Genomic DNA, 25,275 nt, shown 5'->3' on the forward strand with positions numbered 1-25,275 from the left:
GCATGTATGAGCAGTACCAGCCGCTGGGCCTGGTCGGCATCATCAGCGCCTTCAACTTTCCGGTCGCGGTGTGGGCTTGGAATGCCTTTCTGGCCACGGTCTGCGGCGATATCTGCATCTGGAAGCCGTCGCCGAAAACCCCGCTGTCGGCCATCGCCAGCATGAAGGTCTGTAACGATGCGTTGCGCGCCGCCGGTTTCCCGGATCTGTTCTTCTTGTTCAACGATGCCGGCATCGATCTGTCGCAAGGTTTTGTCGACGACAAGCGTATCCCGCTGATCAGCTTTACCGGTTCGACCAAGGTCGGCCGCATGGTCGGCGAGCGCGTGGCACAGCGCATGGGTCGCTCATTGCTTGAGCTGGGCGGCAACAACGCCATCATCGTGGACGACAGCGCCGATCTGAAGCTGGCCATTCCGGCGATCGTGTTCGGCGCCGTCGGCACCGCCGGCCAGCGTTGCACCTCGACGCGTCGGTTGTTTGTGCATGAGTCGATTCACGACGAAGTGGTCGAGACCCTGGTCAAAGCCTACGGTCAGGTGGAAGGCAAGATCGGCGATCCGACCAAGGCCACCACGCTGATGGGCCCGCTGAACAGCCAAGACGCCGTCAGTGCCTATCTTGCTGCGGTCGAAAAAGCCAAGGCCAGCGGCGGTAATGTCCGCACCGGCGGCAAGGCGCTTACCGACCGTCCGGGCAATTTCGTGTTGCCGACCATCGTCACCGGCTTGAAGAACAGCGACGACGTCGTGCAGACCGAAACCTTTGCACCGATTCTCTACGTGATGCCGTTCAAGACCCTGGACGAAGCCATCGACCTGCAAAACAGCGTGCCGCAGGGCCTGTCTTCGGCCATCTTCACGCAGAACTTGAAAGTCGCCGAGCAGTATTTGTCGGCAGCAGGCTCTGACTGCGGTATCGCCAACGTCAATATCGGTACTTCGGGCGCGGAGATCGGCGGCGCCTTTGGCGGTGAGAAGGAAACCGGCGGCGGTCGCGAATCGGGCTCCGATGCATGGAAGGTCTACATGCGCCGGCAGACCAACACCATCAACTACTCCAATGCCTTGCCGCTGGCACAGGGCATCAAGTTCGACCTGTAATACGTGCGGGTCACGGCGTTTGATCCGTGACCCGTCGATGGCCGATGTGGGCTGCTCCGGCACACATCGGCAGGCTGCCCCCGTCGCAAGCGAGACGACTGCATGAGCACACCCTTGGCACCCGCCCCGTTCGACTTTCGACACTACCGTGTGGTTGTTGCGGGTGGCAGCAAGGGCATTGGTCGCAGTATTGCGTTGTCTTTTGCGGCGGCGGGCGCCTCGGTATCGATTTGCGCACGAGGCCAGGCCGCGCTCGACGAAACGGCCCATGCCATCGCCGGCCATGGCGTCGGCGTACATGCGCAAAGCGTCGACCTTGCTGAAACCGCGGCTATCCACACCTATATCACTGCGGCAGCTCAGGCGCTGGGCGGCATCGACATCCTGGTCAACAACGCCAGCGGCTATGGCTTCAGTGACGACGATGACGGCTGGGCCGCAGGGTTTCAAATCGACTTGATGGCCGCCGTACGGGCTTCACAAGCCGCGTTGCCGCATCTGCGGGCGTCACCGCAGGCAAGCATTCTGCATCTCAGTTCCATCGCGGCGTTTCACCCACGCAAAAGCGGTTCGCCCTATGCCGCGATCAAGGCCGCGCTGAGTCAGTACACGACGTCGCAGGCACTTAGCCTGGCCGAGCATCGCATTCGCGTGAACGCCATCGCCCCCGGCTCGATCGAGTTTGCCGATGGGCTGTGGGATCGACGCAAGCGCGACGAGCCCGAATTGTATCGAGCCACCTTGGCGAAGATTCCATTCGGCCGTTTCGGTACGCCGGATGAAATCGCTCATGCGGCCCTTTTTCTTGCCTCGCCCTGGGCCAGCTGGATTACCGGCGAAACCTTGTGTGTCGATGGCGGCCAACGATTCTCGGGGTAACCAACGATGACACTTCATCCCTCCGACCGTCTGCCATCGACTCAGCGCTTCAGTGATCGCGTCGAGAATTATGTCCGCTACCGACCCGACTACCCGGCTGCCCTGCTCGAGTGGCTACATCGCGAACACGGCGTGAGTAGCTCATGGCAGGTCGCCGATATCGGCGCAGGCACCGGCATCTCCAGCAAGCTGTTTCTCGATGCCGGGCATCGCGTTGTCGCGGTGGAGCCGAATGCACCCATGCGCGCGGCCGCCGAACACTGGTTGGCTGACTACCCCACGTTTCACGCCGTCGACGGCAGCGCCGACGCCAGCGGCCTTGACGATCACTGTATCGATTTGATCTCGGTGGCGCAGGCTTTTCACTGGTTCGACCCGGAGGCCAGCCGGCGGGAATTCCGGCGTATTCTGCGCCCGCACGGGCTAGCCGCGATTTATTGGAACTCACGCCGCCTGCTGGGCACACCGTTTCTGCAAGGCTACGAGGCCTTGCTACGCAACTACAGCCCAGATTACGCCAGCGTCGCGGAAAAGTACCCCGACGAAGCGCAAATGCGCGCCTGGTTTGGCGAGGGTTTTCACGGTACCGCTCGCTTCAATCACTCACAGTGGCTGGACTTCGATGCCCTGCGCGGACGCTTGATGTCCTCGTCGTATGCGCCGCAAGCCGGGCATATCAACCATGAGCCCATGTTGTACAGCTTGCGTGAGTTATTTGACGCGTGCGCTGAGCATGGCCACATCAGCTTTGACTATGACACCTGCGTTTACGTAGGTAAGGTGGCCTGACTATGTACGAGTGGCTACGCCCACTATTGTTCGCCCTGCCCCCCGAGACGGCGCATCGTTTCACCATGTACGGGCTCGATGTCGCACATCGCAGTAACCTTGGCCAGTACATCGCCAAGCCGCCGGCCGAACTGCCTACAACGGCATTTGGCATCCGCTTTCCGAATCCGGTCGGCCTGGCTGCCGGGCTGGATAAAAACGCCGAGCATCTCGATGCTCTTGGCGCGCTGGGATTCGGCTTTGTCGAAGTAGGCACGGTCACGCCGCGCCCGCAGCCGGGCAATGACAAGCCACGGATGTTTCGCCTGCCCCGGCATGAAGCCATCATCAATCGCTTCGGCTTCAACAATGACGGCGTCGATGCCTTGGTGCGCAACGTGCAGCGATCCAGTTATCGCGGCGTGCTCGGCATCAACATCGGCAAAAACAAAGACACGCCCAACGAACGCTCGGTAGACGACTATTTGTTTTGCCTTGAGCGCGTCTATGCGCACGCGCACTACATCACGGTGAATATCTCCTCGCCGAACACCCAGGGCCTGCGTGACCTGCAAGAAGAAACCACCCTGCGCCGATTCATCGAGAGCTTGCGCGAAGCGCAAGAACGGCTTGGCTCGCAGCATGGCGCACGCAAACCCATGCTGTTGAAGATCGCCCCCGATCTTTCCGAGACGGAGCTCGATGCCATCGCCGAAGTGCTCACAAGCGCACAGGTCGATGGCGTGATCTGCACCAACACCACCATCGATCACAGCGCCGTGGCCAGCGATCCACAAGGCAACGAAACCGGCGGCCTTTCCGGCAAGCCCTTGTTTGCCAAGTCCACCGCCGTGCTACGTGGCATGCATAAGCGGCTACAAGGCAAGATCGGCATCATCGGCGTGGGTGGCATTCTGGATGGCAGCGACGCGGCGGAAAAAATCGATGCCGGCGCTTCGCTGGTGCAGCTGTATTCGGGCATGGTGTATCGCGGGCCAGCATTGATTGGCGAATGTGTCGATGAAATCCGCCGCCAGCGCGAGGATACCCATGCAGGCTGAGCGCATTGATATGGGCGGCTATACGCTAATCGAAAATGCCCCGCTGACGACACGCAATACGCTGCGCGTCGCCGCGCGCGCCAGCTTGCTGGCCGAGATACACGACGCCAGCAAGCTGGCTGAGCTGCTTGATTTCCCGGCCATCCGCCAGAGCAAGTTGCTGGTGCTGGGTGAAGGCAGCAATATGCTGTTTACCGGCGATTTCGACGGCACCGTGCTGGCGATGGCTACGCGCGGCGTGCACATCGAAAACGATGGAGAGCAAGCGCGTATCGCCGTGGCGGCGGGTGAACGCTGGGACGATTTCGTGCGCTGGGCGCTGGGCCAAGGTTTTGCCGGGCTGGAAAACCTGATCCTGATTCCAGGTACGGTGGGCGCGGCGCCGATCCAGAATATCGGCGCTTATGGCACCGAAGTCGCCGAGTACATCGAAAGCGTAGAAGCCTGGGATACCGTCGAACGCCGGGTCGCCATCCTCGACCGCGCGGCGTGCGCGTTTGCTTATCGCGACTCGGTGTTCAAACGCGAGCCGGGCCGCTACATCGTCACCGCCGTGCGTTTTATGTTGCCGCGCTCGCACACGCTTAAGCTCGAATACGCCGGCATCCGCGAAGAACTGGCGCGTATGGGCGTGGATAAGCCGGCCCCGTTTCATGTAGCCGAAGCCGTGGTGCATTTACGCACCCGCAAATTGCCCGATCCCGCGGTGATCGGCAACGCCGGCAGTTTTTTCAAGAACCCGATCGTCGATGCCGCCCAGGGCGAAGCGCTGAAGCGCGAACACCCTGAACTGGTGGCATGGCCCGGTGCCGATGGCCGGTGGAAAATATCAGCCGCGTGGCTTATCGATACCGCCGGATTCAAGGGCCTGCGCGAAGGCGATGCCGGCATTTCCAACCGCCATGCGCTGGTGCTGGTCAATCACGGCAAGGCGACGGGCACCGAGCTGTGGGCGTTCGCACAGCGAGTAGTCGAAGGTGTGCGCGCACGCTTCGGGGTCACTCTGGAAGCCGAGCCGCTGGTCATCTGATAAATCGCAAGCAGTCCGTGGTGCTCGCCACGGACTGCTTCGCTTGGCAATGCCGATGGATCAGCTAGCGCTGCGTGCTCGTTCCAGGTTCGGCAACAGCACCGTAATCATCCCCAGCAGTGGCAGATAAGCGCATAGCCCGTACACATATTCGATGCCACGCGCATCGGCGATATGGCCGAGCACGGCGGCACCGATACCGCCCATGCCAAAGGCGAAACCGAAGAACAAACCGGAAATCATGCCGACCCGCCCCGGGATCAGTTCTTGCGCATAGACCAGAATCGCCGAGAACGCCGACGACAAGATCAAGCCGATGATCACCGTCAGCACACCGGTCCAGAACAAGTTCGCATGCGGCAGCAGCAAGGTGAATGGGGCCACGCCAAGAATCGACACCCAGATCACCCATTTGCGTCCGATACGGTCGCCGATCGGGCCACCAATCAGCGAACCGGCAGCCACCGCGAACAGAAACACAAACAAATGAGTCTGCGCGTTCGGCACCGATACGCCAAACTTATGGATCAAATAAAAGGTGAAGTAACTGCTCAGGCTGGCCAGGTAAAAATACTTAGAGAAGATCAACAGCCCAAGAATCGATATCGCGCCGATCACCTGCGTGCGCGTCAACGCATGTGCCGCGCCATGCGACAGCTTCTTGCCGCGGCTGACATGATGCTCCTTGTACCAACGGCTGACATGCCATAGCACCGCCATCGCCAGCATCGCGGCCAAGGCAAACCAGGCAACGCTATGGCGACCATAGGGCACGATAATCCAGGCCGCCAACAAAGGCCCTAGTGACGAGCCAGTATTACCGCCTACCTGAAACAGCGACTGCGCCAAACCATGTCGTCCACCCGAAGCCAGGCGCGCCACGCGTGACGATTCCGGATGGAATATCGACGAGCCGGTACCGACCAGCGCAGCGGCGAACAACAGCTCTGGAAAGGTGTGTGCCGCCGACAGCAGCAACAGGCCGCACAAAGTGAAGCCCATCCCTACCGGCAGCGAGAACGGCATCGGCTTGCGGTCGGTAAACATACCTACCAGCGGCTGCAACAACGAGGCCGTCAGCTGATAGGTCAGTGTGATCAAACCGACCTGACTGAAACTCAGCGAAAAATCGCCCTTGAGAATCGGATAAATCGCCAGGATCAGCGACTGAATCATGTCATTGAGCAAATGCGAAAAACTGATCGCACCGATAATGCCGAAATCGGTAGCAACCTTGAGCGGTACCGCAGCCTCAAGCGGCTCAGTCAGCGCAGCCGGAAAGATCGGCGATTGAACAGATTCGGGCAGGGACAAGTCTTCGACGCGCGTTTGCATGGCGTTTAACAAGCTACCTAGAGTGGTGGGGATAACGGCAAACAGAACGCAGTCGTTGCGTCCGTGGGTAGCTCACCATAAAGTCAGCGGCACCGGCCTGCTCGCGCTAGCGGGTCAACAACCATCGAAATTGGGCCATCGCGTGCGCAATACCCGTATTGACCGCTACGAAGACACCCCACGCGATGTGGTGGCTACCGGCAACGAGTTTCCGCCGCACTTCGTGCTGCCCAGTCATTCACATCGCCGCGGCCAGTTTCTGTATGCGGCCACCGGGGTGGTTACCGTCATTACCAACGCGGGCAGCTGGGTCATCCCGCCGCGGCGAGCGCTGTGGATTCCTGCGGGAGTCAGCCACGAAGTCCACATGAGCGGCCCGGTCTCCACCCGCAGCGCTTACGTGCAGCGCGAGGCCGCCGAAGCCGCCGGGCTATCCACGCGATGCCAGGTCATCGCGGTATCGCCGCTACTGCACGAGCTGCTGATGGAGGCCGTGGATTTACCAGCCGAATATGAGCTCGACGGGCGTGATGGGCGCGTCATGGCCTTGCTGCTCGATGAAATCCGCCGCATGCCCGAGCTTGCGCTGAGCACCCCGCTACCGCACGAACGCCGCCTGGCCAGCCTGTGCCGCCAGCTGATCGATGCCCCCTCACTGGAAGTCAGCATCGACAGCATGGCCAAGCGCGCCGGGATGAGCCGGCGTAACTTCACCCGCTTGTTCCGCGCACAGACCGGCATGAGCTTTATCAACTGGCGCCAGCAAGCCTGCCTGCTCGCCGCGCTGACCCGCCTGGGCAGCGGCGAATCGATCACCCAGGTTGCCCTGGATCTTGGCTACGGCAACCCCAGCGCATTTACCGCCGCCTTTCGACGCGTACTCGGCGCGCCACCCAGCCGCTATCTGTCGTTCGATCACTAGGCAGGGAACGGGGAACGGGGAACGGGGAACGGGGAACGGGGAACGGGGAACGGGGAACGGGGAACGGGGAAAAGCCTAAAAAGCAGGTGCTGAAAAGCAAGCGCCAGAACAAACAAAAATCAAGAAAAATCCAAATGAACGTCGCACTGCAATCACCACACAAACATCACATTCCCCGTTCCCTATTCCCCGTTCCCCGCCCTTCCCCATGTCATATCGCTGTCAAAACGCCACCGCAATATGAGCCGCTGATAACCATCCCCATTGCTACTGTCAGGTCATCGCTTAAATTCGCAGCCTGCCAGCCGCAGCAACCGGGTAGCATGCAGCCTTCGACGGGATTTTACCCATCCCCCCTGCCAGTTAAAGGATGCAGGACTGCGTGACGATGTCTACTAGCGAAAACCGGGAAAGCCCTTCTCTTGAGGAATCAGGCATGGTCACGGGCATGGCCGTCGGCGCTGCCCCTGAAAGCGTGGCGACAACCCCTGTCGCGTTCTCGCCCGATCTCAACGACAGCAGCCTGTATATCCACCGCGAGCTGTCGCAATTGCAGTTCAATATCCGCGTGCTGGAACAAGCGCTGGATGAAGACAAACCGCTGCTGGAACGGCTGAAGTTTCTGCTGATCTTCTCGAACAATATGGACGAGTTCTTCGAGATCCGCGTGGCCGGGCTGAAAAGCCAGATCGCCTTCGATCACGAAATCGTCGGCCCCGACGGCATTCCGCCGAAACGCGCGCTGGCGGAAATCAGCGAAATCGCCCATCGGCAGATCGAGCGGCAGTACACCATCCTCAACGAACACATCTTGCCCGCGCTGGACCGGCAAGGCATTCGCATCGTTCGTCGTGATGCCTGGTCGCACAAGCAAACCCTGTGGGTGCGACGCTACTTCCGTCACGAAGTCGCCCCGCTGGTCACACCGATCGGGCTCGATACCACCCACCCGTTCCCCTTGCTGGTGAACAAAAGCCTCAACTTCATCGTGCAGTTGGAGGGCATCGATGCCTTCGGCCGTGACTCTGGCCTGGCGATCGTGCCGGCGCCACGTGTGCTGCCGCGATTGATCCGGTTGCCTGACGACGTCTGCGAGGGCGGCGACAACTTCGTGCTGCTGTCCTCGATTATTCACGCCCATGCGGATGAACTATTCCCCGGCATGGCGGTGCAAGGCTGCTATCAATTTCGCCTGACCCGCAACGCCGACCTGACCATCGACCCGGAAGATGTCGAAGATCTCGCCCGCGCTCTGCGCGGCGAACTCTACTCGCGCCGCTTCGGCGATGCGGTACGGCTGGAAGTGGCCGACAACTGCCCGAAAGACCTTACCGATTACCTGCTCAAGCAGTTCGGCCTTAACGCTGCCGAGATGTACGAGGTCAATGGCCCGGTCAATCTGGCGCGCCTGTTCGGCCTGTCCAGCAAGACCGAGCGGGCGCAACTGCACTATCCGCCGTTCACGCCGTCCATTCCAAAGGTACTCAAGAAAGCCGAAGGCTTGTTCCAGGCGATTGCCAAGCAAGATGTATTGCTGCTGCACCCGTACGAGTCGTTTGCGCCGGTGGTCGATCTGCTGCGCCAGGCGGCGAAAGATCCCAACGTATTGGCGATCAAACAAACGCTGTATCGCAGCGGGGCGAACTCTGAGATCGTCGACGCCTTGGTCGATGCGGCGCGCTCAGGCAAGGAGGTCACTGTCGTTGTCGAATTGCGTGCGCGCTTCGATGAAGAATCCAACCTGACCCTCGCCTCCCGATTGCAGCAGGCCGGCGCCGTGGTGATCTACGGCGTCGTCGGCGTGAAAACCCACGCCAAGTTGATGCTGATTCAACGCCGCGAAGGTTCCGAACTCATGCGTTATGCCCATCTGGGCACGGGCAATTACCACAGCGGCAATGCCCGGCTGTATACCGATTACAGCCTGCTCACCTCAGACCGGGCCCTGTGCGAGGACGTGCACAAGTTATTCAGCCAGCTCACCGGCATGGGCAAAGTGCTGCGCATGAAAAAGCTGCTGCATGCGCCGTTTACTTTGAAGAAGGCACTGCTTGAACTGATCACCCGCGAAACAGCGCACGCCACGGCGGGCCGCGCCGCGCACATTATCGCCAAGGTCAACGCACTGACCGACCCGAAAGTGATTCGCGCGCTGTACAAAGCCAGCATCGCAGGCGTCAAGATCGACTTAATCGTGCGCGGCACCTGCTGCCTGCGCCCGGGTGTACCGGGTATCTCGCAAAACATCCGCGTGCGCTCGGTGGTTGGCCGTTTTCTCGAACATAGCCGCGTGTATTGGTTTGCCAACGATGGTGACGAGCAGCTTTATCTGGCCAGTGCCGACCTGATGGAACGCAATCTCGATTTTCGCGTCGAGACCGGTTTCCCGATTGAAGGCAAAAAGCTGCGACAGCGTTTGAAGCGGGAGCTGGAGCTTTATCTCACCGACAATACCAATGCCTGGCTGTTGCAGGCGGATGGCCAGTATCTGCGGCCGCATGTCGGCAGCAATCAGACGCCACGCAATGTACAGGCTCAGCTGCTGGACAAACTCTGTGGTGCCGGTGCGGTGACCGGGGCGTAAACCGTCCGGTCAGCGCCCCCACCCACGGGCGAAGCACGCGGGTGGGGGCGATAAAGGCTTGGCCCTACTGGAAACGCTTTACCCAGGTCACATAGCGATCGATAAAGCCCTGTAGAAATTTCTGCGTGCCCTCGTTGCTGATATGACCCTCGGCATCGATCAGCTCATCCTTGAAGTGCACGAAGACCTCGGGCTGAGCAAGCATCTGCACATCGAGATAAGCCAGCACGTTGCGTAGATGCTGTTGTGACAGCGCTGTACCGGTCGAGCCAATCGAGGTACCGATGACCGCACCGGGCTTACCGGCGAACGAGTTGGTGCCCCAGGGCCGCGAAGCGATATCGATGGCGTTCTTCAGCACGCCGGGAATCGAGCGATTGTATTCCGCGGTAGCAAACAACAGCGCATCGGCGGACTCCAGTTGCTGCTTCAAGCGCTTGCATGTCGCGGGATAGTCGCCGTCGAAATCCTGGTTGTACAACGGCAGGTCGTCGATACGCACATGCTCAAAGGTCAGTTCCTTCGGTGCCAGCCGTTCCACCGCCAAGGCCAGGCGGCGGTTGATCGAATCCCTGCGGATGCTGCCCACGATGACAGCCACTCGAATATTGCTCATGCCCGTTGCTCTCCGTCGATTTGAAACAGGGTTGGCGATGTCTCGCCAGCGTACATGCCAAGCGCGCCAGCCAGATGGCTAAATCAGCTCATCTCGGCGCCATGCTTAGGGCACAGTCTAGCGGCCAGCCATTACGCCCAGGCTAGATCCATGTCTACTTTTAGTGAGACGCCGGGACGCATACGCCCAGGCCATCGACGTTCTGCAACAGCGATGATCGCTGTTGCAGAACAGGCTGGAACTTATTCCGGTGAATTCAGCTTTTCTTGCAGCAGCTGCTTGATGTCATCGCTTGGCGCACCCAGCCAGGTCAGCTGATCGTTCGCTGGATCGTAGGGGTTCGTCGCGGGGCTCAGGCCTTGCGGATGATGCGCGAAGACAGCCCAGATCGACTGACTGTGTTCGTCGTAAAGCACCAGGATGCGCTCAGCCGGGCAATCGTGCGGCTTGCACGCCGCCGCCAGCAACATCGATTTACCTTCGACTTGCACGGTCTGCACCGGCGTTGCCGTGCCGCCCTGACGAGCCCATACGGGCAAGGCGGCAACGCCGGACAGGCTTGCGAATGCCTTGGAAAAATCGCTGCGCTTGAGCAAGTCGTCGAAATAATACAGCGCGTTCGCATGGGCGACGCCGGCAGTATCGACTGCCGGGCGCTCAGAGGTATCGACAGCGACGGTTGCAGCCACCGCGGGGGTGGGTGACTGCGGTGGTTGATCCGGTCCTTGGCTGCAAGCCGCGCAGGCGACGGCGGTCAATGCTGCGACCAGCGTGAAAGCAAAAGGCTTCATGGGCAACTCCTGTTGGGGGCTAGGCGGCTCCAAGGGCTGGGCCGCCCCGCATAAACTTACGCACCCCCAACTGAATACTTACCAGCCCAACGACTGCCCACGGCGTTCGTCTAAGCCAGTTTTCGCGCCGCGGCGACCACATCGGCCTCGCCCGGCAAGACCAGCAAGGCAGCACCCGCCAGCGGGGTATAGGTGTCCTCACCCACCACCCGCTGTAACGGCGTGGCACCGCTGCCGCCTTCGACAATGGCGGTGATGATGCCTTCGCCCACGCCGGCGCTCTTACGCCCTTCGTCGAGCACGATGATGCGTTTGGCGGTCTTGGCCTGCGCGGCGATGAACGCGTTATTGAGCGGCGCCAGCCAGCGCAGATCGACCACCCGGCTATGCCAACCCAGTGCGGATTCGATCTCACGCGCGGCACGCAGCGCCATCGGCACGCCATTGCCGAAGGTAAAGATCACCAGGTCGTTGGCGTCATCGTGGTAAACCCTGCCCTCGCCCAACGTCATGGCCTGCCCGGGCGCCGGGTAATCGAACTGCCACTGACCGTCGCCTGCCTCGTACAGATCTTTCGTCATGTACAACGCAATCGGCTCGAGGAAAGCGCAAACGCGGCCATCGACCTTGGCCAGGGCCGCCAGCGTGCGCAACATGTTCGCCGCATCGTCGCCACGGCTGGGGCAACCGACGACCAGGCCCGGAATATCGCGCAGCGCGGCAATCGAGTTGTCGTTATGGAAGTGACCGCCAAAACCTTTTTGATAGCCCAGCGAGGCGACCCGCATCAGGATCGGATTGCGATACTGGTCGTTGGAGAAAAACTGCAGGCTGCAAGCTTCGCCACGAATCTGGTCGCAGGCATTGTGGAAGTACGCCAGATACTGAATTTCCGGAATCGGCAGCAGGCCCATATTGGCGTAGCCCTGGGCCAGGCCAAGAATCATCGTCTCGTCCAGCAAGGTATTGAACACGCGACTGTTCTTGAACGCCTTATGCAAGCCCTTGGTTACCGTATAAACGCCGCCCTTCTGCGCCACGTCTTCGCCAAACAACAAGGACTCCGGGTACTTGGCCATGACATCATGCAGTGCCTGGCCAATCTGGATGGCCAAATGACGCGGCGGCTGTTTCTCGGGTAGTTTTTCCTCACTGCCGAAAACAGCCAGGCGCTTGTCGTTGTAGTCGCTGCGCTCGGCCTCGGCCTTCACTGCGGCCGGCGTGTACGGCGCCAGCGGCTTCATCACATCGTTGAGCTCGGTCAGGCGCGGCCGGCGGTCGGCGTCTTCCGCGGCGGCGAAGCAACGCTTGCGCGTGGTTTCGTACAAGTCCAGCAAGGCCGTCTTGCCGTACAAGCCAGACTCCAGCGCAATCGCCGCCGAGCGCAACAGCGGGTCGCTCGCCTCTACCGCCACCAGCTCTTCGATGCTGCGCCATTCGATTTCGAAGTCGGTACCGGCATGACCCATGATGCGGGTCGTTTTTAAATGCAGAAAAGTCGGCCGGCGCGTGCTGCGGCAATGTTCGACCGCGCGCTGCACCTGCGCATAACCTTCGGCCAGGTCGAGGCCGTCGGCAAAGAAATAATCGAGATCGGCGCGCTGCTGGAAGTTATTCGCGATCCAGCCGCTGGGTGTTTTCACCGAAATACCGATGCCATTGTCTTCGCAAACGAACAGCACCGGTGCGGGCAGCTTTTGATAAGCCGTCCAACCGGCGGTATTGAACGCGGTCTGCGCTGTGGCATGGTTGCTGGACGCATCGCCGAAGGTACAAATCGTGATGGCATCGTCCGGCACCGGTAACTGATGCCCGATACGCCGCGCTTGTTCGATGGCAATCGCCGTACCCAAGGCCTTCGGCAAGTGCGATGCGATGGTCGAGGTTTGCGGCAGCACCCATAACGGTTTGCTGCCCCATACTTTGTGCCGTCCGCCCGAGGCCGGGTCATCCTTGCTGGCGGCAAACGACAACGCCGAATCCATCACCGGGTCCATCCCCGGCAGCTTGCGAAAACGCTCGGCCATAAAGCCGCCTGAGCGGTAATGCAAAAAGGCCGGATCGGTATGGCGGGTCAAGCGCGCCACCATCGCAGTGCCTTCATGACCGGACGAGCCGATCGTGTAGAAGACTTTGTTCTGCACTCGCAGTACGCGCGCCATCAAATCCAGATGACGCGAAATAAGCTGCGATTCCAGCAAATCACGAAAGCCGCGCGCATCGAGTGCACTACCGGGCAGCACCGCCTGGTCATCGCGAGGCTTGGCTTGCGCATGGCCCTGCCATAGCTGCACAAACTCGATGAAATTCTGATCGACGATCTCGGCGCGATTAAAGCCTTTATGGCGGGCGGCGATGGGATTCGGGGTGGACATGAGGGGTATCCAAGGGTTTCGTCATGACCCCACCCTGCGTAGCAGGGATGAAGCCTGGTTATCGTTCGGTAGCGTGCTACGCGCGCAATAGCGCCGCGCGTTGAATATCTTTGGGACGTGCAAAACTTTCAAACAAACGAATCTGCTCGGCGACAGGAGGAATCGGCACCGCGATACCTGCAAAAGTCACTGAATTTATCGCGCCGACTTGCACCGGCTGCCAGCCATCGGCGCCGAACAGCTCCAGGCCGCCCATGACTTCCACCGGCATACCGGGGAAGCGAAAACGCGCAAAACGAGAGCGGAAACGCTCGACACCGCCTGGCTCTGGCCCAGCGGGCCGATAGCTCGAATCTCGCTGCGCTTGCCAATGCGCCATCAGTTGCTCGGCATCGCGCACACTGCACAACACATCCAGATCGGCCACCGTCACATCGGCGCCCGCCAGCCAGGCCGCCGCACTACCGATCAACGTCCATGGATCTCGACATAGCTGTTGCAGCGTAGGCGCCACTGCGGCCAGCACGATATGCATGGCCTCGCGACTTTGCGATCTCGTGCTGGATATGTCATCCACGCTGACGCCGCCATTGCTCGCGAGTCTGGCCCCAGATTTCAATCGCCGCGTCTTCAAAGGGGGCGGGTAACTGACCTGGCCCGCGCAAACTGGAACCAAGCCGCTTCGCCAAAACCTGCGATGGATGATTACCCGGATCGATCGAATGAATCACCTCGGTCCAGCCAAGCTGCTCGAACGCCCAGTCCATCGCTGCCGCAGCACCTTCGTAGGCGTAGCCCTTACCCTGGGCCGCGCGGGTCAACGCCCAGCCGACCTCCGGGCCAGGCCAGCCATCCGGCTGCCATGGACCCAGCCGACCGATCCACTGACCCGTGGATTTCTCGATCACCGAAAACATCGAGTAACCCTGAATGGCCCAGGCCCCGACCAAGGTCAGAAAGCCGCGCCACGCGACGGCGCGCAGCTGTTGGCCACCGATAAAGCGCGCGGATTCCGGATCGGCCATGTTTGCGGCGTAGGCCTCGAAATCCTCAGCCTGTGGCGGCCGCAGAATCAGCCGATCCGTTTCGATACGAAGTTGCTGCCAAACCATGTCTGCCTCTACAGCGACGGCCATGGCCCATTGGCAGGGCCATGGCAATAACGCGAATGTCAGAACGCGGAGTTAGAACGCATTGATACCGGTCAACTCGCGGCCGACCACCAGCTGGTGCACGGTCTCGGTGCCTTCATAGGTAATCACCGATTCCAGATTCAGTGCATGGCGAATCGCCGAGTGCTCGGTGGTAATGCCGGCGCCGCCAAGGATGTCGCGGCATTCGCGCGCAATATCGATCGCCATGCGGCAGTTGTTCCACTTGGCCAGGGAAACCTGGGTCGGCTGCATTTTGCCGGCATCCTTCAAACGCCCCAGTTGCAACGACAACAGCTGTGCCATCGTGATGCGCCGGGCCATTTCGGCCAGCTTGACCTGAATCGCCTGATTGGCCGCCAGTGGGCGGTCGAACAGAATGCGATCCTGCGTGTAATCGAGCACTTCTTTCAAGCAGGCCTGCGCCGCACCGATCGGCCCCCAGGTAATGCCGTAACGAGCCTGGGTCAGACAACCCAGCGGCCCCTTCAGACCTTTGACGTTGGGCAACCGCGCACTATCAGGCACGCGCACATTATCGAAGAACAGCGCCGACGTGACCGAAGCGCGCAGGCTCATCTTCTTATGCACTTCTTGCGCGGCAAAACCCTTGCTATCGGTGGGTACGACAAAGCCCTGGATACCGTCCTCGGTTTGCGCCCACACGATGGCGATATGCGCAAGATTGCCATTGGTGATCCACATCTTTGCGCCGTTGATGACCCAGTCGCCGCCGTCTTTCTTGGCGTTGGTTTTCATATTGGCCGGATCGGAGCCGCCGTGCGGTTCGGTCAAACCAAAGCAGCCGATAACTTCACCGGCCGCCATCTTCGGCAGATACTGCTTGCGCTGCTCTTCGCTGCCATAGGCATAAATCGGATACATGCACAGCGAGCTTTGCACTGAGGCGAAACTGCGCAGGCCTGAATCGCCGCGCTCGAGCTCTTGGCAGATCAAGCCGTAGCTGACGCCGTTCATGCCGGCACAGCCGTATTCCTCGGGCAGCGTCGCACCAAGCAAACCCAGGTTGGCGATCTCTGAAACCAGCTCGCTTGGAAAGCGCCCTTGATCGAAACAGTCGCCGATGATCGGCAGCACCTTCTCGTCGACGAAGCGGGCCACGGTGTCTTGCACCATGCGCTCTTCATCGGTGAGTAGGGATCGGACGTCGTACAGGTCGAGCGGGTCAAGACGGACAGCCATGCTAACTCCGGCGAGGGACAGGGAAAACCCGCCGATTGTAGCCGTGCAGCATGGCGTGGTCACGGCACCGTGCAGCACATTGTGATTCGGGCTTTGGCAAGCCCCCTGGCCACCCCGAGGAGCATGATTGGCACTGAGCCGGCACCGCGAAGAAATGCCGGCTGCCCCGACAGATCAGCGTCACTTCAATCGCTGGCTCTCGTCACAGCAGCAAATGTTAAATACACATTCACGTCAACTTGACGACTTTTTTGCTATAGGCGAAAAGTCGAACTAATTTCGACATTCGACACATAGAGGCTGATTCAGGGGCTGCGGACCGGAGGATTTACCCATGGTCTTGATCGAGTTACTCATTGTCGTCGCAGGTATTTGCATCGTTGTTATAACGGTGATTGCCATCCTGGCTAACCCCAATGGCCCGGCGGTAGCCGGACCATGCCGATTGGTTACCCGATCGATACGCAAGGATTACTGCAGCGGAACCTGTCCCCCAGGCTCAACTTGCGTCGTTACGCGGACGAAGTCGTGGGCCTGGGGCATCGGCGGGGCGACCCAAGCTGCCGCGTGCGCTTGTGGCCTAGCGGTTCCGGGCGGCGCAGGAGTGGGTCCGGGTGGCGCGGGCGGACGAGTAAACCCGCCTCCCGTGGGCGGCGGCGCCGCTGGCACGGATGGCATTGCGCCCGTCACTGGCGACACCCATCACTAGAAAGCTTTAAATATATAAAGCTGGCGCCTACGGGGACGATATCGTCCCCGTAGGGCTACGGCGATAGCCGCGCGGGGCACCGATAGGCATTTGAGCAATGCCATGGGACGATAGCAGCCCGTCCACTCACAAGCCCCCTCGACACCGCCATCATGGTTGGCAGGGAGCGATACCCTCGCCGCGGAAATTCCATGATTAAAGGTGTATTTCTGGGCTTCGCCTGCTACGCGGCCTATGCCATCAGCGATGCCTTTGTGAAGTCGCTGCACGGTACGCTGCCGGCGTATGAGGCCGTATTCTTCGGGGCCCTGCTGGGGCTCACCGCCCTGCCCTTTATCCGCAAGCCCGGCGACCGCTGGCGCGAAGTGCTGCAAGCACGTAGGCCCAAGCTGTGGTGGACGCGCGCGATCACCGGTGCCATCTGCAACATCGCTGCGGTGATCGCCTTCACCGCATTGCCGATGGCCGAAGCCTTTGCGCTGATCTTTCTACTGCCGATCTTCGTGACTATTCTTTCTGTGCTATTCCTCAAGGAGCACGTCGGCTGGCGTCGATGGACGGCTGTCATCGCCGGCTTTATCGGCGTACTGGTTGTGCTGCGTCCGGGTTTTCGCGCGCTTGGCGCGGGGCATATCGCGGCCATGATCTGCGGCCTTTCCGGCGCCGGCTCGGTGGTCGCTCTGCGCAGGGCCGGAGCGCACGAAAAACGCATCAGCCTGTACGGCGCCGGGGTCATTGGCCCACTGGTAACCGGTGGCGTACTGATGCTGCCGGCGTTTATCTGGCCCAACCTGCATCAATGGTGGTTGCTTGCCGGCTATGGCCTGCTCGCCGGCCTGGCCGGTGTACTGCTGATGCTGGCTACCCAGATTGCCCCGGCCAACCGCGTCGCACCGACCCAGTACAGCCAGATGCTGTGGGCCATCGGTTTCGGTTATTGGCTGTTCGGTGACCATCTCGACTGGCCGATGCTGATCGGCATCGCGCTGATTCTCGGCGCCGGGCTGTTTACCCTGGTGCGCGAGGAAAAGGTCACCGGCTGGTGGCGCAGGACCAAGCTGGTTTGATCGCCCGCTCAAGCCGGGCGGCTTAGCCACTCGGCTCGATAACTCAGCAGCGGCCCCGTTAACCGTCGAGCGGCAGAAAAATATCGGTTACCGCCTGGTGTTCCGCGACGTCGGGGAAAAAGCTGACTCTTTGCACATAAATGGGAAAGTCCCGTAACGCCTCGCCGCTATGCGGCAGCCACTGTGAGTACAGATAAGCAATCGCCTGACCCAGGCCATTGTCGGAGCCCTGGTGCCGGAGTACCGCGCAGCGTCCGCCAGGCAGAGTCTTTTCAATGACGCCAAAAAGGTTGGATGCTATCTCGCGATTCGTCGTCGCACAGATATCGAGGCGATAGTCTTGCGGCGCCGTGCCCGCCGGATCGTCATACAGAATATTGAACGTGGCGCTTGCCTTCGGTGACAAGCCAACCTGCTTGCGCCACTCGATGAAGTTGCGCACCGAATGGCCGACCAAGCGGGGGTCGCCGCGATGCTCGATCGCCGCAACGCGGGTGGGCTTGAAGGCAATGAGCCTGACCTGTCCGACCTGATAAGCGGATGTCATATGGGTAATCCTTAAATGGTTCAGTGGCTGATACGTCGCATGCCAAGGAATCCACTGCGGCTGCTTTCTGAACTTGAACGGCGCTTGCCCGATATTTTTCTTGAACGCGCGAGTAAAAGATTCGGGGTTTTCGTATCCGCAGGCCAAGGCAATGTCGATGATTTGCCTGGGTTGGCGAAACACCAGCTGATAAGACGCACGTTTCAGCCGTTGCAGCTGGATATATTTGTAAACACTAAGGCCGAATAGCTCTGAAAACTGCCGCTGAAAGTGATATTTCGAAAATCCTGCCGTCTGACCGATCTGCTCGACACTCAAGTCGTCGTGCAGATGTTCGTCCATATAGGCCAGCACTTTGCGGAATCTGGCCAGGTAATGCTCGGCAGCAGCTGAAGTCAACGAAATATCCTCCTTGGCGGTAAAGAGGCTATCCATTCGAAGGCAGTAACACCTGACCGAAAGTGCTGAATCCGCGGCGATCGAATCAAACCGCAGGACGCAAGCCGACGACACCGAGTTTTTCAGCCAGCGCAGCTGGGAACCCGGCACGCCATAGAGCCAAACCCCATTCAGTTCAGCCCAACGTTCTTATTTGTTCGAGACGCCGTGCGGCACATGCCCGGTGGCCACATGCTGACGCGCCGATTCCACATTGGCCGGTGAGTCATCGAAAAAGATATCTGCACCGAATGCATCCAGGAATGGGCCTTTGTCGCGACCACCGAGGAATAAGGCCTCATCGATACGGACCCCCCAACGCCGCAAGGTCAGGATCACCCGCTTATGCGCCGGCGCGGAGCGCGCGGTAACCAAGGCGGTGCGAATCGGAGAGTTCTCAGCGGGAAATGCAGCCTGCAAATGATGCAGCGCGGTGAGAAAGCCGCGAAATGGGCCAACCGATAATGGCTCTTCAGCGCGCTCGGTTTCGCTGCGATGAAAAGCTGCCAGCCCCTCTTCACGCGACACCCGCTCACCTTCATCGCCAAAAATGACCGCATCGCCGTCGAAGGCAATACGCAGTTGCTCGCTGGCACGCGGTGGCGCGGTGGATGGCAGAATAGTCGCCGCCGCCACGCCGGCAACCAGCGCACGCCCCACATCTTCGGCATTGGCAGAGAGAAACAAATCCGCCTTGAAGGGTGCGATGTAATCTGAGGTAGGCGCGCCACTGGTAAACGCGGCGCGGCTGATCTCCAGGCCGTAATGCTGGATCGCATTAAAGATGCGCAGGCCGGTATCGCCCGAGTTACGCGATAGCAGAATCACCTCGACCGGTGGCAGATCGCCGGCAAGCTTGTTCAGCCCAAGCAGTTTCTGCACCAGCGGAAAGGCCACGCCCGGCTTGAGAATGTCATCTTCATGCTCGATCTGAAACGCACGGTAAGCATCCAAGCCATCACGCTCGAACAACTCGTGGCTGTCGCCCAGATCAAACAGCGCACGCGAGGATATCGCCACCACCAGGCGCTTGCCGGCAGCGCCATTGAGGTCTTGAGTATCCGGCATATGCGTTTGGTAGAAAGGCTCGCGTTCGCTCATCATGGGCGGCGGCAACGGCTGGCAATCTGCGCGGCATCGGGATATCCATTGCCGGCCGGCGACGGCCCAGGGCGGGGCGATTTGTCGCCGTTGGCCGAGACCGAGCTAATGGCACCCGGATCACGCGGCAACGGCGGGTGGGCGTATTGCTGATTCACGCAGTCTTGATAGCTGGAGTCGGCCTCATACGGAACGTTGCTGGCGCAAGCAGCCAACCCAAGGCAAAGAGGCAGTGCAAGAAAGGCTTTCATAAAGAAATGTTCGGCAAGAACCTGTGGCGCCAACATCCTAGCATCGACGAGCGATCGGTTAGAGCACGAATTGCTCGTCCAGAATGCGCTGTTCCAGATTATGTTCCGGGTCGAACAGCAAGCGCACACCCAGCTCGTCGGCCTGATAGATCTCCACCGCGCTGACATTGCGCACCTCGTGGAAATCGGCGGTGGCACTCACCGGGCGCTTGCCTGGGTCGAGCACCCGCAAACTGACCTGGGTGCGATGCGGCAGAATGGCCCCGCGCCAGCGCCTGGGCCGAAACGGACTGATCGGCGTCAACGCCAGCACATTGGCATCCAGCGGCAAGATCGGCCCATGCGCCGAAAGGTTGTAAGCCGTGGAACCCGCCGGCGTGGAAACCAGAATGCCATCGCAGACCAGCGACTCCAGCTTCACCTTGTCGTTAAGCCGCACCTCGATATGCGCGGCCTGATTGCTTTGCCGCAGCAGCGACACTTCGTTGAACGCCAGCGCTTCATGCACTTCACCGCGGGCATCGGTCACCCGCATCTGCAGCGGGTGCAAGACCGCCGCATGAGCAAGCTCGATGCGCTCCGGTAAATCATCCAGCCGGTGCTTGTTCAACAGAAAACCCACTCGCCCCAGCTTCATGCCATACACCGGCGCGTGCAAGGCACGATACGCGTGCAGGGTGCGCAGCATGAAACCATCGCCGCCAAGCGCCACGATGGCCTCGGCCTGCTCAACCGGCACCTGACCGTAACGGTCGACGAGCTTGCGCAGCGCTTGCTGGGCAACGGTGGTTTCGCTGGCGACGAAAGTGAAACGCTTGGGCATGCGGCGATGGTAGCTAGCTGTCGGCAAAACAGCGAGTACCGCCGTCCACCCTAGGCGATGGCAGCCGTCACGAAGTCATCGCGTAGCGCGTGGCATAAGCAGCTCCGCCATGAACCGCCGGGCTGCCGTTGCCAGCCCCTATTTAGAAACTTGCGATCCGCAGTCCGCGCACTGCGGCAGACGGCTCTGGCAACGACAGCAAGCTTGATTGTTTTTCACTCACCGTTAGGGGAAACACATGACTGCAAGTGCAAGCTGGAAACGCCTGGTTGCTACTCTCGCGCTGACCTCGTGCATCGTCACGGGTATCGCCCAGGCACAGAATGATGCAAACGTCGATGCGCAGAGTTGGCCGGCCGGCCTCAACCCGCAGATTACTCCCGATATCGCGGCGAAAATCGTCACTGAAGATCACCCGATGGGCTCGCAGATCCGCCTGTATGAAGGCAATCAGCAACAAATGATGTTTAGCGCGCGGGCCATCGCCGCCGCTACCGGCAGCGTGCCGGGCATGGATGTCAGCGGCTGGCAGGGCAATGTCAACTGGAGTGGCGCATGGAGCAATGGCGCTCGCTTTGCCTATGTCAAAGCGACTGAAAATACTAACTACACCAACCCTTATTTCGCCCAGCAATACAACGGCTCATATAACGTGGGGATGATCCGCGGGGCGTATCACTTTGCGCATCCGGATGCGTCCAGCGGCGCGACCCAGGCCAACTACTTTGTCGATAACGGTGGCGGCTGGTCGCGCGATGGCAAGACCCTGCCAGGCGCGCTGGACATGGAATACAACCCCAACGGCTCGACTTGCTACGGGCTTAGCCAGAGCGGCATGGCTGCCTGGGTCGGCTCTTTCAGCAATCAGTATCACGCCCGAACCGGACGTTGGCCGGTGATCTATACCAGCGCCAGCTGGTGGTCGCAGTGCGTAGGCACCGCGGGCAATTTCAGCAACAACAGCCCGTTATGGGTGGCCCGCTATGCCAGCAGTGCCGGCACCCTTCCGTACGCCTGGGGTTACTACACCATCTGGCAGTACGCGGACTCGGGCACCTTCCCTGGCGACCAGAACGTCTTCAACGGCGCGTATGACCGCTTGCAGGCGTTGTCGAACGGCTAAGAGGAACTAGGGAACTAGGGAACGGGGAACGGGGAACGGCAAAAGCATCGCAACATCAATGCTTCCGTTCCCCGCTACCTATTATTCCCCGTCCCCCATCACTCAGACTGGCACTTGGGCCAGCTGAGCCAGGCGGCGTACGGCGACCGAAGCGATCGGGTAGTCCGCATTCTGGGTGAGGATTTCCGCCAGCATGCCGCGGGTGTACTTCAGCGTCGGGTCATCGCGCTCCAGCCAGAGCTGCACCGGCGAGATGTCCGTGCGGTCGCCTGCCAGGGTCAGCACCTGCAAGGCCAAGGCGCGATGCTGATGAGTCAACTCATCCAGCAGTGAGCCACGTGCCTGCGCATGCCAGTGACCTTCCACCGGCAGCGCTTCAACCTGATCGCGCAACCACTCCAGATCCAATGCTTCACCGAGCTGATAGAACACGCTGGCGACCTTGTCGACCGGCTTGCCGCTTTGCTGCGACACCTCGACCATATCGAGCATGGCGCGCATCACCGGCAAACGTGCCAGACGCAGGCCGAGGTCGGCAGGCAGGCCAAGACCTTCCCACTTTTCCTGGCTGGTGGCGAAATCCGCTTTGCCGGTTTCGGTCAGCACGCCCGGCAGGGCCGTGCTCAACGCGCTCACCCCAGCGTGATAACGCTCGACGTTGGCGGCGATATCCAACACGCTGCCCGGACGATTGAGCAACCAGCGGGTCAGATGACGCAGCAGTGACCAGATCTGCAACACCGCATCGACCTGGGTGTCTTCGGCCACCTTGCTGTCGAGCGCTTCGATTTGCGCCCACAGTTCGCGCGCACCGAGAATTTCGCGGGCCGCGGTATAGGCCTTGGCAATGGCTGCCGGGCCCTGACCGGTATCTTCCTGCCTGCGCATCATGAAGGTGGCGCCCATGCGGTTGATCGTCGAGTTGGTCACTGCGGTCGCAATGATCTCGCGCTTCAGACGATGACGCTGCATGTGCGCGGCGTACTTGTCGTGCAACGGCGCCGGGAAGTAGCGCACCAGCTCTTTGGACAGGTACGGATCTTCCGGCACATCCGAATCGACCAGCTGCTGGAACAAGCGGATTTTGTCGTACGACAACAATACCGACAGCTCCGGTCGGGTCATGCCGAGACCGCGAGTCTTGCGCTCGGTCAGCTCGGCTTCGCTAGGCAGGTTTTCAACCTGACGGTCGAGCAAACCTTCGCCTTCGAGACTGCGAATGAAGTGGGCCATTGAACCCAGACGGCGCACCGACTGGTGCTCCATCAAGGTAATCGCCTGGTTCTGGCGATAGTTATCCAGCAGCACCAGACCACCGACTTCGTCCGTCATCGCGGCCAGCTGCTGATTGCGCGCATCGACGGTCAGCTCATTTCGCTGCACGGCATCGTCGAGCAGGATCTTGATGTTGACCTCGTGATCGGAGGTATCCACACCGGCCGAGTTGTCGATGAAATCGGTGTTGAGCAACACGCCGTGCTGAGCTGCCTCGATGCGGCCTTTCTGGGTCATGCCCAGGTTGCCGCCCTCGCCCACCACTTTGCAGCGCAACTCGACGCCATTGACGCGCAAGGCGTTGTTGGCGCGGTCGCCCACATCGGCATGCGATTCGCTACCGGCCTTGACGTAGGTGCCGATGCCGCCGTTCCACAGCAGATCCACCGGCGCCTTGAGAATGACGCAAAGCAAATCGGTGGGCGAAAGCTGGGTTACGTCGGGCTTGAGACCCAAAGCAACACGCACTTCCGGCGAGATCGGAATCGACTTGAGACTACGTGAATACACGCCGCCGCCGGCCGAAATCAGCGACCGGTCGTAATCGTCCCAGCTCGAACGCGGCAGCTTGAACATGCGCTCGCGCTCGACGAACGAACCCGCAGCATCGGGATTCGGATCGAGGAACACATGGCGATGATCGAACGCCGCCAGCAGGCGAATGTGCTTGGACAGCAACATGCCGTTACCGAACACGTCGCCGGACATATCGCCGACGCCGACACAGGTGAAGTCTTGCGTCTGGCTATCGCGGCCCATGGCGCGGAAGTGGCGCTTGACCGACTCCCAGGCACCGCGTGCCGTGATCGCCATGCCCTTGTGGTCATAGCCATTGGAGCCGCCGGAAGCAAACGCGTCGCCAAGCCAGAAGCCATGCTCGATCGAGATCGCGTTGGCGATATCCGAGAACGTCGCCGTGCCCTTGTCAGCGGCCACTACCAAGTACGGATCATCCGCATCGTGGCGCACCACATCGTGCGGCGCCACCAGCTTGCCTTCGACCAGATTGTCGGTGATATCGAGCAGGCCGCTGATGAACATGCGGTAGCAGGCAATACCTTCGGCCAGCTGCGCATCGCGATCGCCACTGGTCGGCGGACGCTTGACCACGAAACCGCCCTTGGAGCCTACCGGCACGATGACCGTGTTCTTCACCATCTGCGCCTTGACCAGGCCCAGCACTTCGGTGCGGAAATCTTCGCGACGATCAGACCAGCGCAAGCCACCGCGAGCCACCGCGCCAAAGCGCAGATGGATACCCTCGACGCGCGGAGCGCATACGAAAATCTCGCGATACGGCACCGGCTTGGGCAGCTCGGGTACCTGATGCGAATCGAACTTGAAGCTGATGTAGTCGCGGTAAGCGCCATTCCATTGCTGGAAGAAGCTGGTACGCAAGGTGCCACGGATCAAGGCTTTGAAGCTGCGCAGGATGCGGTCTTCGTCGAGGCTGGAAACAGTCTCCAGCAACACGCCGATGGCCTCTTCGAGCACGGCGACCTGCTCACCGCGCGGCTTGGCCAGCGCAGCCACCATGCCATCGATCAACCCCAGCTGCGCGGTACGCACCGCCTCGGGAATCAGCGTTTGCATCTCGCTGGCCAGCAACTGACCTGCACGAGCCAGTTCGTCGGCCGAGAGCTGTTCGCGCCGCGGATCGAACTTTGCCAGGAACAACTCGACCAGCAGGCCGGCGATGGCTGGATAGCGGTTAAGCACCTCCTCCATATAGCTTTGCGAGAAGGTCACGCCGGTCTGCAACAGGTATTTGCAATAACCGCGCAGCATGGCGACCTGACGCCAGCTCAACTTGGCACCCAGCACCAGTCGATTGAAGCCATCGCTCTCGGCCTGACCACGCCAGATCTGCTCAAAGGTTTCTTCGAACAACGAACCGACTTGCTCGACGCTGAAAGCGAGATTGCCGACCGGCTGCACTTCAAAGTCCTGGATATACAGCGGCGTACCGGTACCGCGCACGTCGTGGATATATTCAGTGACCACGCGCAGGCCGAGATTTTCCAGCTGCGGCAGCACCTCGAACAAGGCAAGGTCACTGCCGCTGCGATAAATCTTGAAACGCAGGGCTTCAGGGCGCTCGGCCGGATGATAAAAAGACATGC

The 25,275-nt window shown here is 60.4% G+C and carries 21 protein-coding genes; 9 read left to right on the forward strand and 12 right to left on the reverse strand.

Annotated features, from left to right (window positions below):
• The 5 genes from OUZ52_RS15040 to murB all read left to right on the forward strand — a co-directional run.
• Positions 1 to 1,103 (forward strand): aldehyde dehydrogenase family protein (locus tag OUZ52_RS15040; RefSeq protein ID WP_266159324.1); only part of this gene is annotated, 1,103 nt, incomplete at its 5' end.
• 102 nt (positions 1,104 to 1,205) lie between these two features.
• Complete coding sequence (locus OUZ52_RS15045) at positions 1,206 to 1,982, forward strand: SDR family NAD(P)-dependent oxidoreductase (protein ID WP_266159325.1); 777 nt, start codon at positions 1,206 to 1,208, stop codon at positions 1,980 to 1,982.
• A gap of 6 nt (positions 1,983 to 1,988) precedes the next feature.
• Positions 1,989 to 2,771 carry a class I SAM-dependent methyltransferase gene (locus tag OUZ52_RS15050; RefSeq protein WP_266159326.1) on the forward strand — a complete coding sequence of 261 codons (783 nt, stop codon included), beginning with the start codon at positions 1,989 to 1,991 and terminating at the stop codon, positions 2,769 to 2,771.
• 2 nt (positions 2,772 to 2,773) lie between these two features.
• Positions 2,774 to 3,811: a quinone-dependent dihydroorotate dehydrogenase gene (locus OUZ52_RS15055; RefSeq protein ID WP_266159327.1), complete on the forward strand. Its 1,038-nt coding sequence runs from the start codon at positions 2,774 to 2,776 to the stop codon at positions 3,809 to 3,811.
• Positions 3,812 to 3,821: 10 nt separating this feature from the next.
• Positions 3,822 to 4,841 (forward strand): UDP-N-acetylmuramate dehydrogenase, encoded by a 1,020-nt coding sequence (gene murB, locus OUZ52_RS15060; protein WP_266159345.1) that lies wholly within the window; start codon positions 3,822 to 3,824, stop codon positions 4,839 to 4,841.
• 60 nt (positions 4,842 to 4,901) lie between these two features.
• Here murB and OUZ52_RS15065 read toward each other — a convergent pair whose 3' ends face one another.
• The gene (locus tag OUZ52_RS15065; protein WP_266159329.1) at positions 4,902 to 6,176 is read right to left on the reverse strand and encodes an MFS transporter; all 1,275 of its coding nucleotides are present in this window, start codon (positions 6,174 to 6,176) and stop codon (positions 4,902 to 4,904) included.
• A 55-nt stretch (positions 6,177 to 6,231) separates the two neighbouring features.
• Here OUZ52_RS15065 and OUZ52_RS15070 point away from each other — a divergent pair, with 55 nt between their 5' ends.
• Together OUZ52_RS15070 and ppk1 are read left to right on the forward strand one after the other, a co-directional pair.
• On the forward strand, positions 6,232 to 7,098 hold the full coding sequence (locus OUZ52_RS15070; RefSeq protein ID WP_266159330.1) for an AraC family transcriptional regulator: 867 nt from the start codon (positions 6,232 to 6,234) through the stop codon (positions 7,096 to 7,098).
• Between the two features lie 448 nt (positions 7,099 to 7,546).
• Positions 7,547 to 9,682, forward strand: coding sequence for a polyphosphate kinase 1 (gene ppk1 / locus OUZ52_RS15075; protein ID WP_266159346.1), 2,136 nt, complete (start codon positions 7,547 to 7,549; stop codon positions 9,680 to 9,682).
• 64 nt (positions 9,683 to 9,746) lie between these two features.
• Here ppk1 and OUZ52_RS15080 read toward each other — a convergent pair whose 3' ends face one another.
• From OUZ52_RS15080 to OUZ52_RS15105, 6 genes are all read right to left on the reverse strand, one after another.
• Positions 9,747 to 10,298 (reverse strand): NADPH-dependent FMN reductase, encoded by a 552-nt coding sequence (locus tag OUZ52_RS15080; RefSeq protein WP_266159331.1) that lies wholly within the window; start codon positions 10,296 to 10,298, stop codon positions 9,747 to 9,749.
• A gap of 242 nt (positions 10,299 to 10,540) precedes the next feature.
• The gene (locus OUZ52_RS15085) at positions 10,541 to 11,089 is read right to left on the reverse strand and encodes an Ivy family c-type lysozyme inhibitor (protein ID WP_266159332.1); all 549 of its coding nucleotides are present in this window, start codon (positions 11,087 to 11,089) and stop codon (positions 10,541 to 10,543) included.
• A 110-nt stretch (positions 11,090 to 11,199) separates the two neighbouring features.
• A complete protein-coding gene (locus tag OUZ52_RS15090; protein WP_266159333.1) occupies positions 11,200 to 13,464 on the reverse strand; it encodes a thiamine pyrophosphate-dependent enzyme in 2,265 nt (754 codons plus the stop codon).
• 76 nt (positions 13,465 to 13,540) lie between these two features.
• Positions 13,541 to 14,041, reverse strand: coding sequence for a hypothetical protein (locus OUZ52_RS15095; protein ID WP_266159334.1), 501 nt, complete (start codon positions 14,039 to 14,041; stop codon positions 13,541 to 13,543).
• Complete coding sequence (locus OUZ52_RS15100) at positions 14,034 to 14,576, reverse strand: GNAT family N-acetyltransferase (RefSeq protein ID WP_266159335.1); 543 nt, start codon at positions 14,574 to 14,576, stop codon at positions 14,034 to 14,036. Before OUZ52_RS15100 ends, OUZ52_RS15095 begins: the two co-directional genes overlap by 8 nt.
• 72 nt (positions 14,577 to 14,648) lie before the next feature.
• A complete protein-coding gene (locus OUZ52_RS15105) occupies positions 14,649 to 15,818 on the reverse strand; it encodes an acyl-CoA dehydrogenase family protein (RefSeq protein WP_266159336.1) in 1,170 nt (389 codons plus the stop codon).
• A gap of 900 nt (positions 15,819 to 16,718) precedes the next feature.
• Here OUZ52_RS15105 and OUZ52_RS15110 point away from each other — a divergent pair.
• A complete protein-coding gene (locus OUZ52_RS15110) occupies positions 16,719 to 17,594 on the forward strand; it encodes a DMT family transporter (RefSeq protein ID WP_266159337.1) in 876 nt (291 codons plus the stop codon).
• 58 nt (positions 17,595 to 17,652) lie between these two features.
• On the opposite strand, the gene OUZ52_RS15115 is transcribed toward OUZ52_RS15110, so the two are convergent.
• The 4 genes from OUZ52_RS15115 to OUZ52_RS15130 all read right to left on the reverse strand — a co-directional run bounded on the left by OUZ52_RS15115 (position 17,653) and on the right by OUZ52_RS15130 (position 20,781).
• The gene (locus tag OUZ52_RS15115) at positions 17,653 to 18,690 is read right to left on the reverse strand and encodes an AraC family transcriptional regulator (RefSeq protein WP_266159339.1); all 1,038 of its coding nucleotides are present in this window, start codon (positions 18,688 to 18,690) and stop codon (positions 17,653 to 17,655) included.
• Between the two features lie 39 nt (positions 18,691 to 18,729).
• Positions 18,730 to 19,602 carry a 5'-nucleotidase gene (locus OUZ52_RS15120; RefSeq protein ID WP_425493857.1) on the reverse strand — a complete coding sequence of 291 codons (873 nt, stop codon included), beginning with the start codon at positions 19,600 to 19,602 and terminating at the stop codon, positions 18,730 to 18,732.
• A gap of 77 nt (positions 19,603 to 19,679) precedes the next feature.
• Positions 19,680 to 19,931: a hypothetical protein gene (locus tag OUZ52_RS15125; protein ID WP_266159340.1), complete on the reverse strand. Its 252-nt coding sequence runs from the start codon at positions 19,929 to 19,931 to the stop codon at positions 19,680 to 19,682.
• A gap of 58 nt (positions 19,932 to 19,989) precedes the next feature.
• Complete coding sequence (locus tag OUZ52_RS15130) at positions 19,990 to 20,781, reverse strand: NAD kinase (protein WP_323135356.1); 792 nt, start codon at positions 20,779 to 20,781, stop codon at positions 19,990 to 19,992.
• A 211-nt stretch (positions 20,782 to 20,992) separates the two neighbouring features.
• On the opposite strand from OUZ52_RS15130, the gene OUZ52_RS15135 reads away from it, so the two are divergent.
• The gene (locus OUZ52_RS15135; protein WP_266159342.1) at positions 20,993 to 21,877 is read left to right on the forward strand and encodes a lysozyme; all 885 of its coding nucleotides are present in this window, start codon (positions 20,993 to 20,995) and stop codon (positions 21,875 to 21,877) included.
• 102 nt (positions 21,878 to 21,979) lie between these two features.
• Here the strand turns inward: OUZ52_RS15135 and OUZ52_RS15140 are convergent.
• Positions 21,980 to 25,275: NAD-glutamate dehydrogenase (locus tag OUZ52_RS15140; RefSeq protein ID WP_266159343.1), on the reverse strand; the 3,296-nt coding region annotated here is incomplete at its 5' end.

Source organism: Dyella silvatica, assembly GCF_026283955.1.
In the GTDB taxonomy this organism is placed as follows: Bacteria; Pseudomonadota; Gammaproteobacteria; order Xanthomonadales; family Rhodanobacteraceae; genus Dyella_C; species Dyella_C silvatica.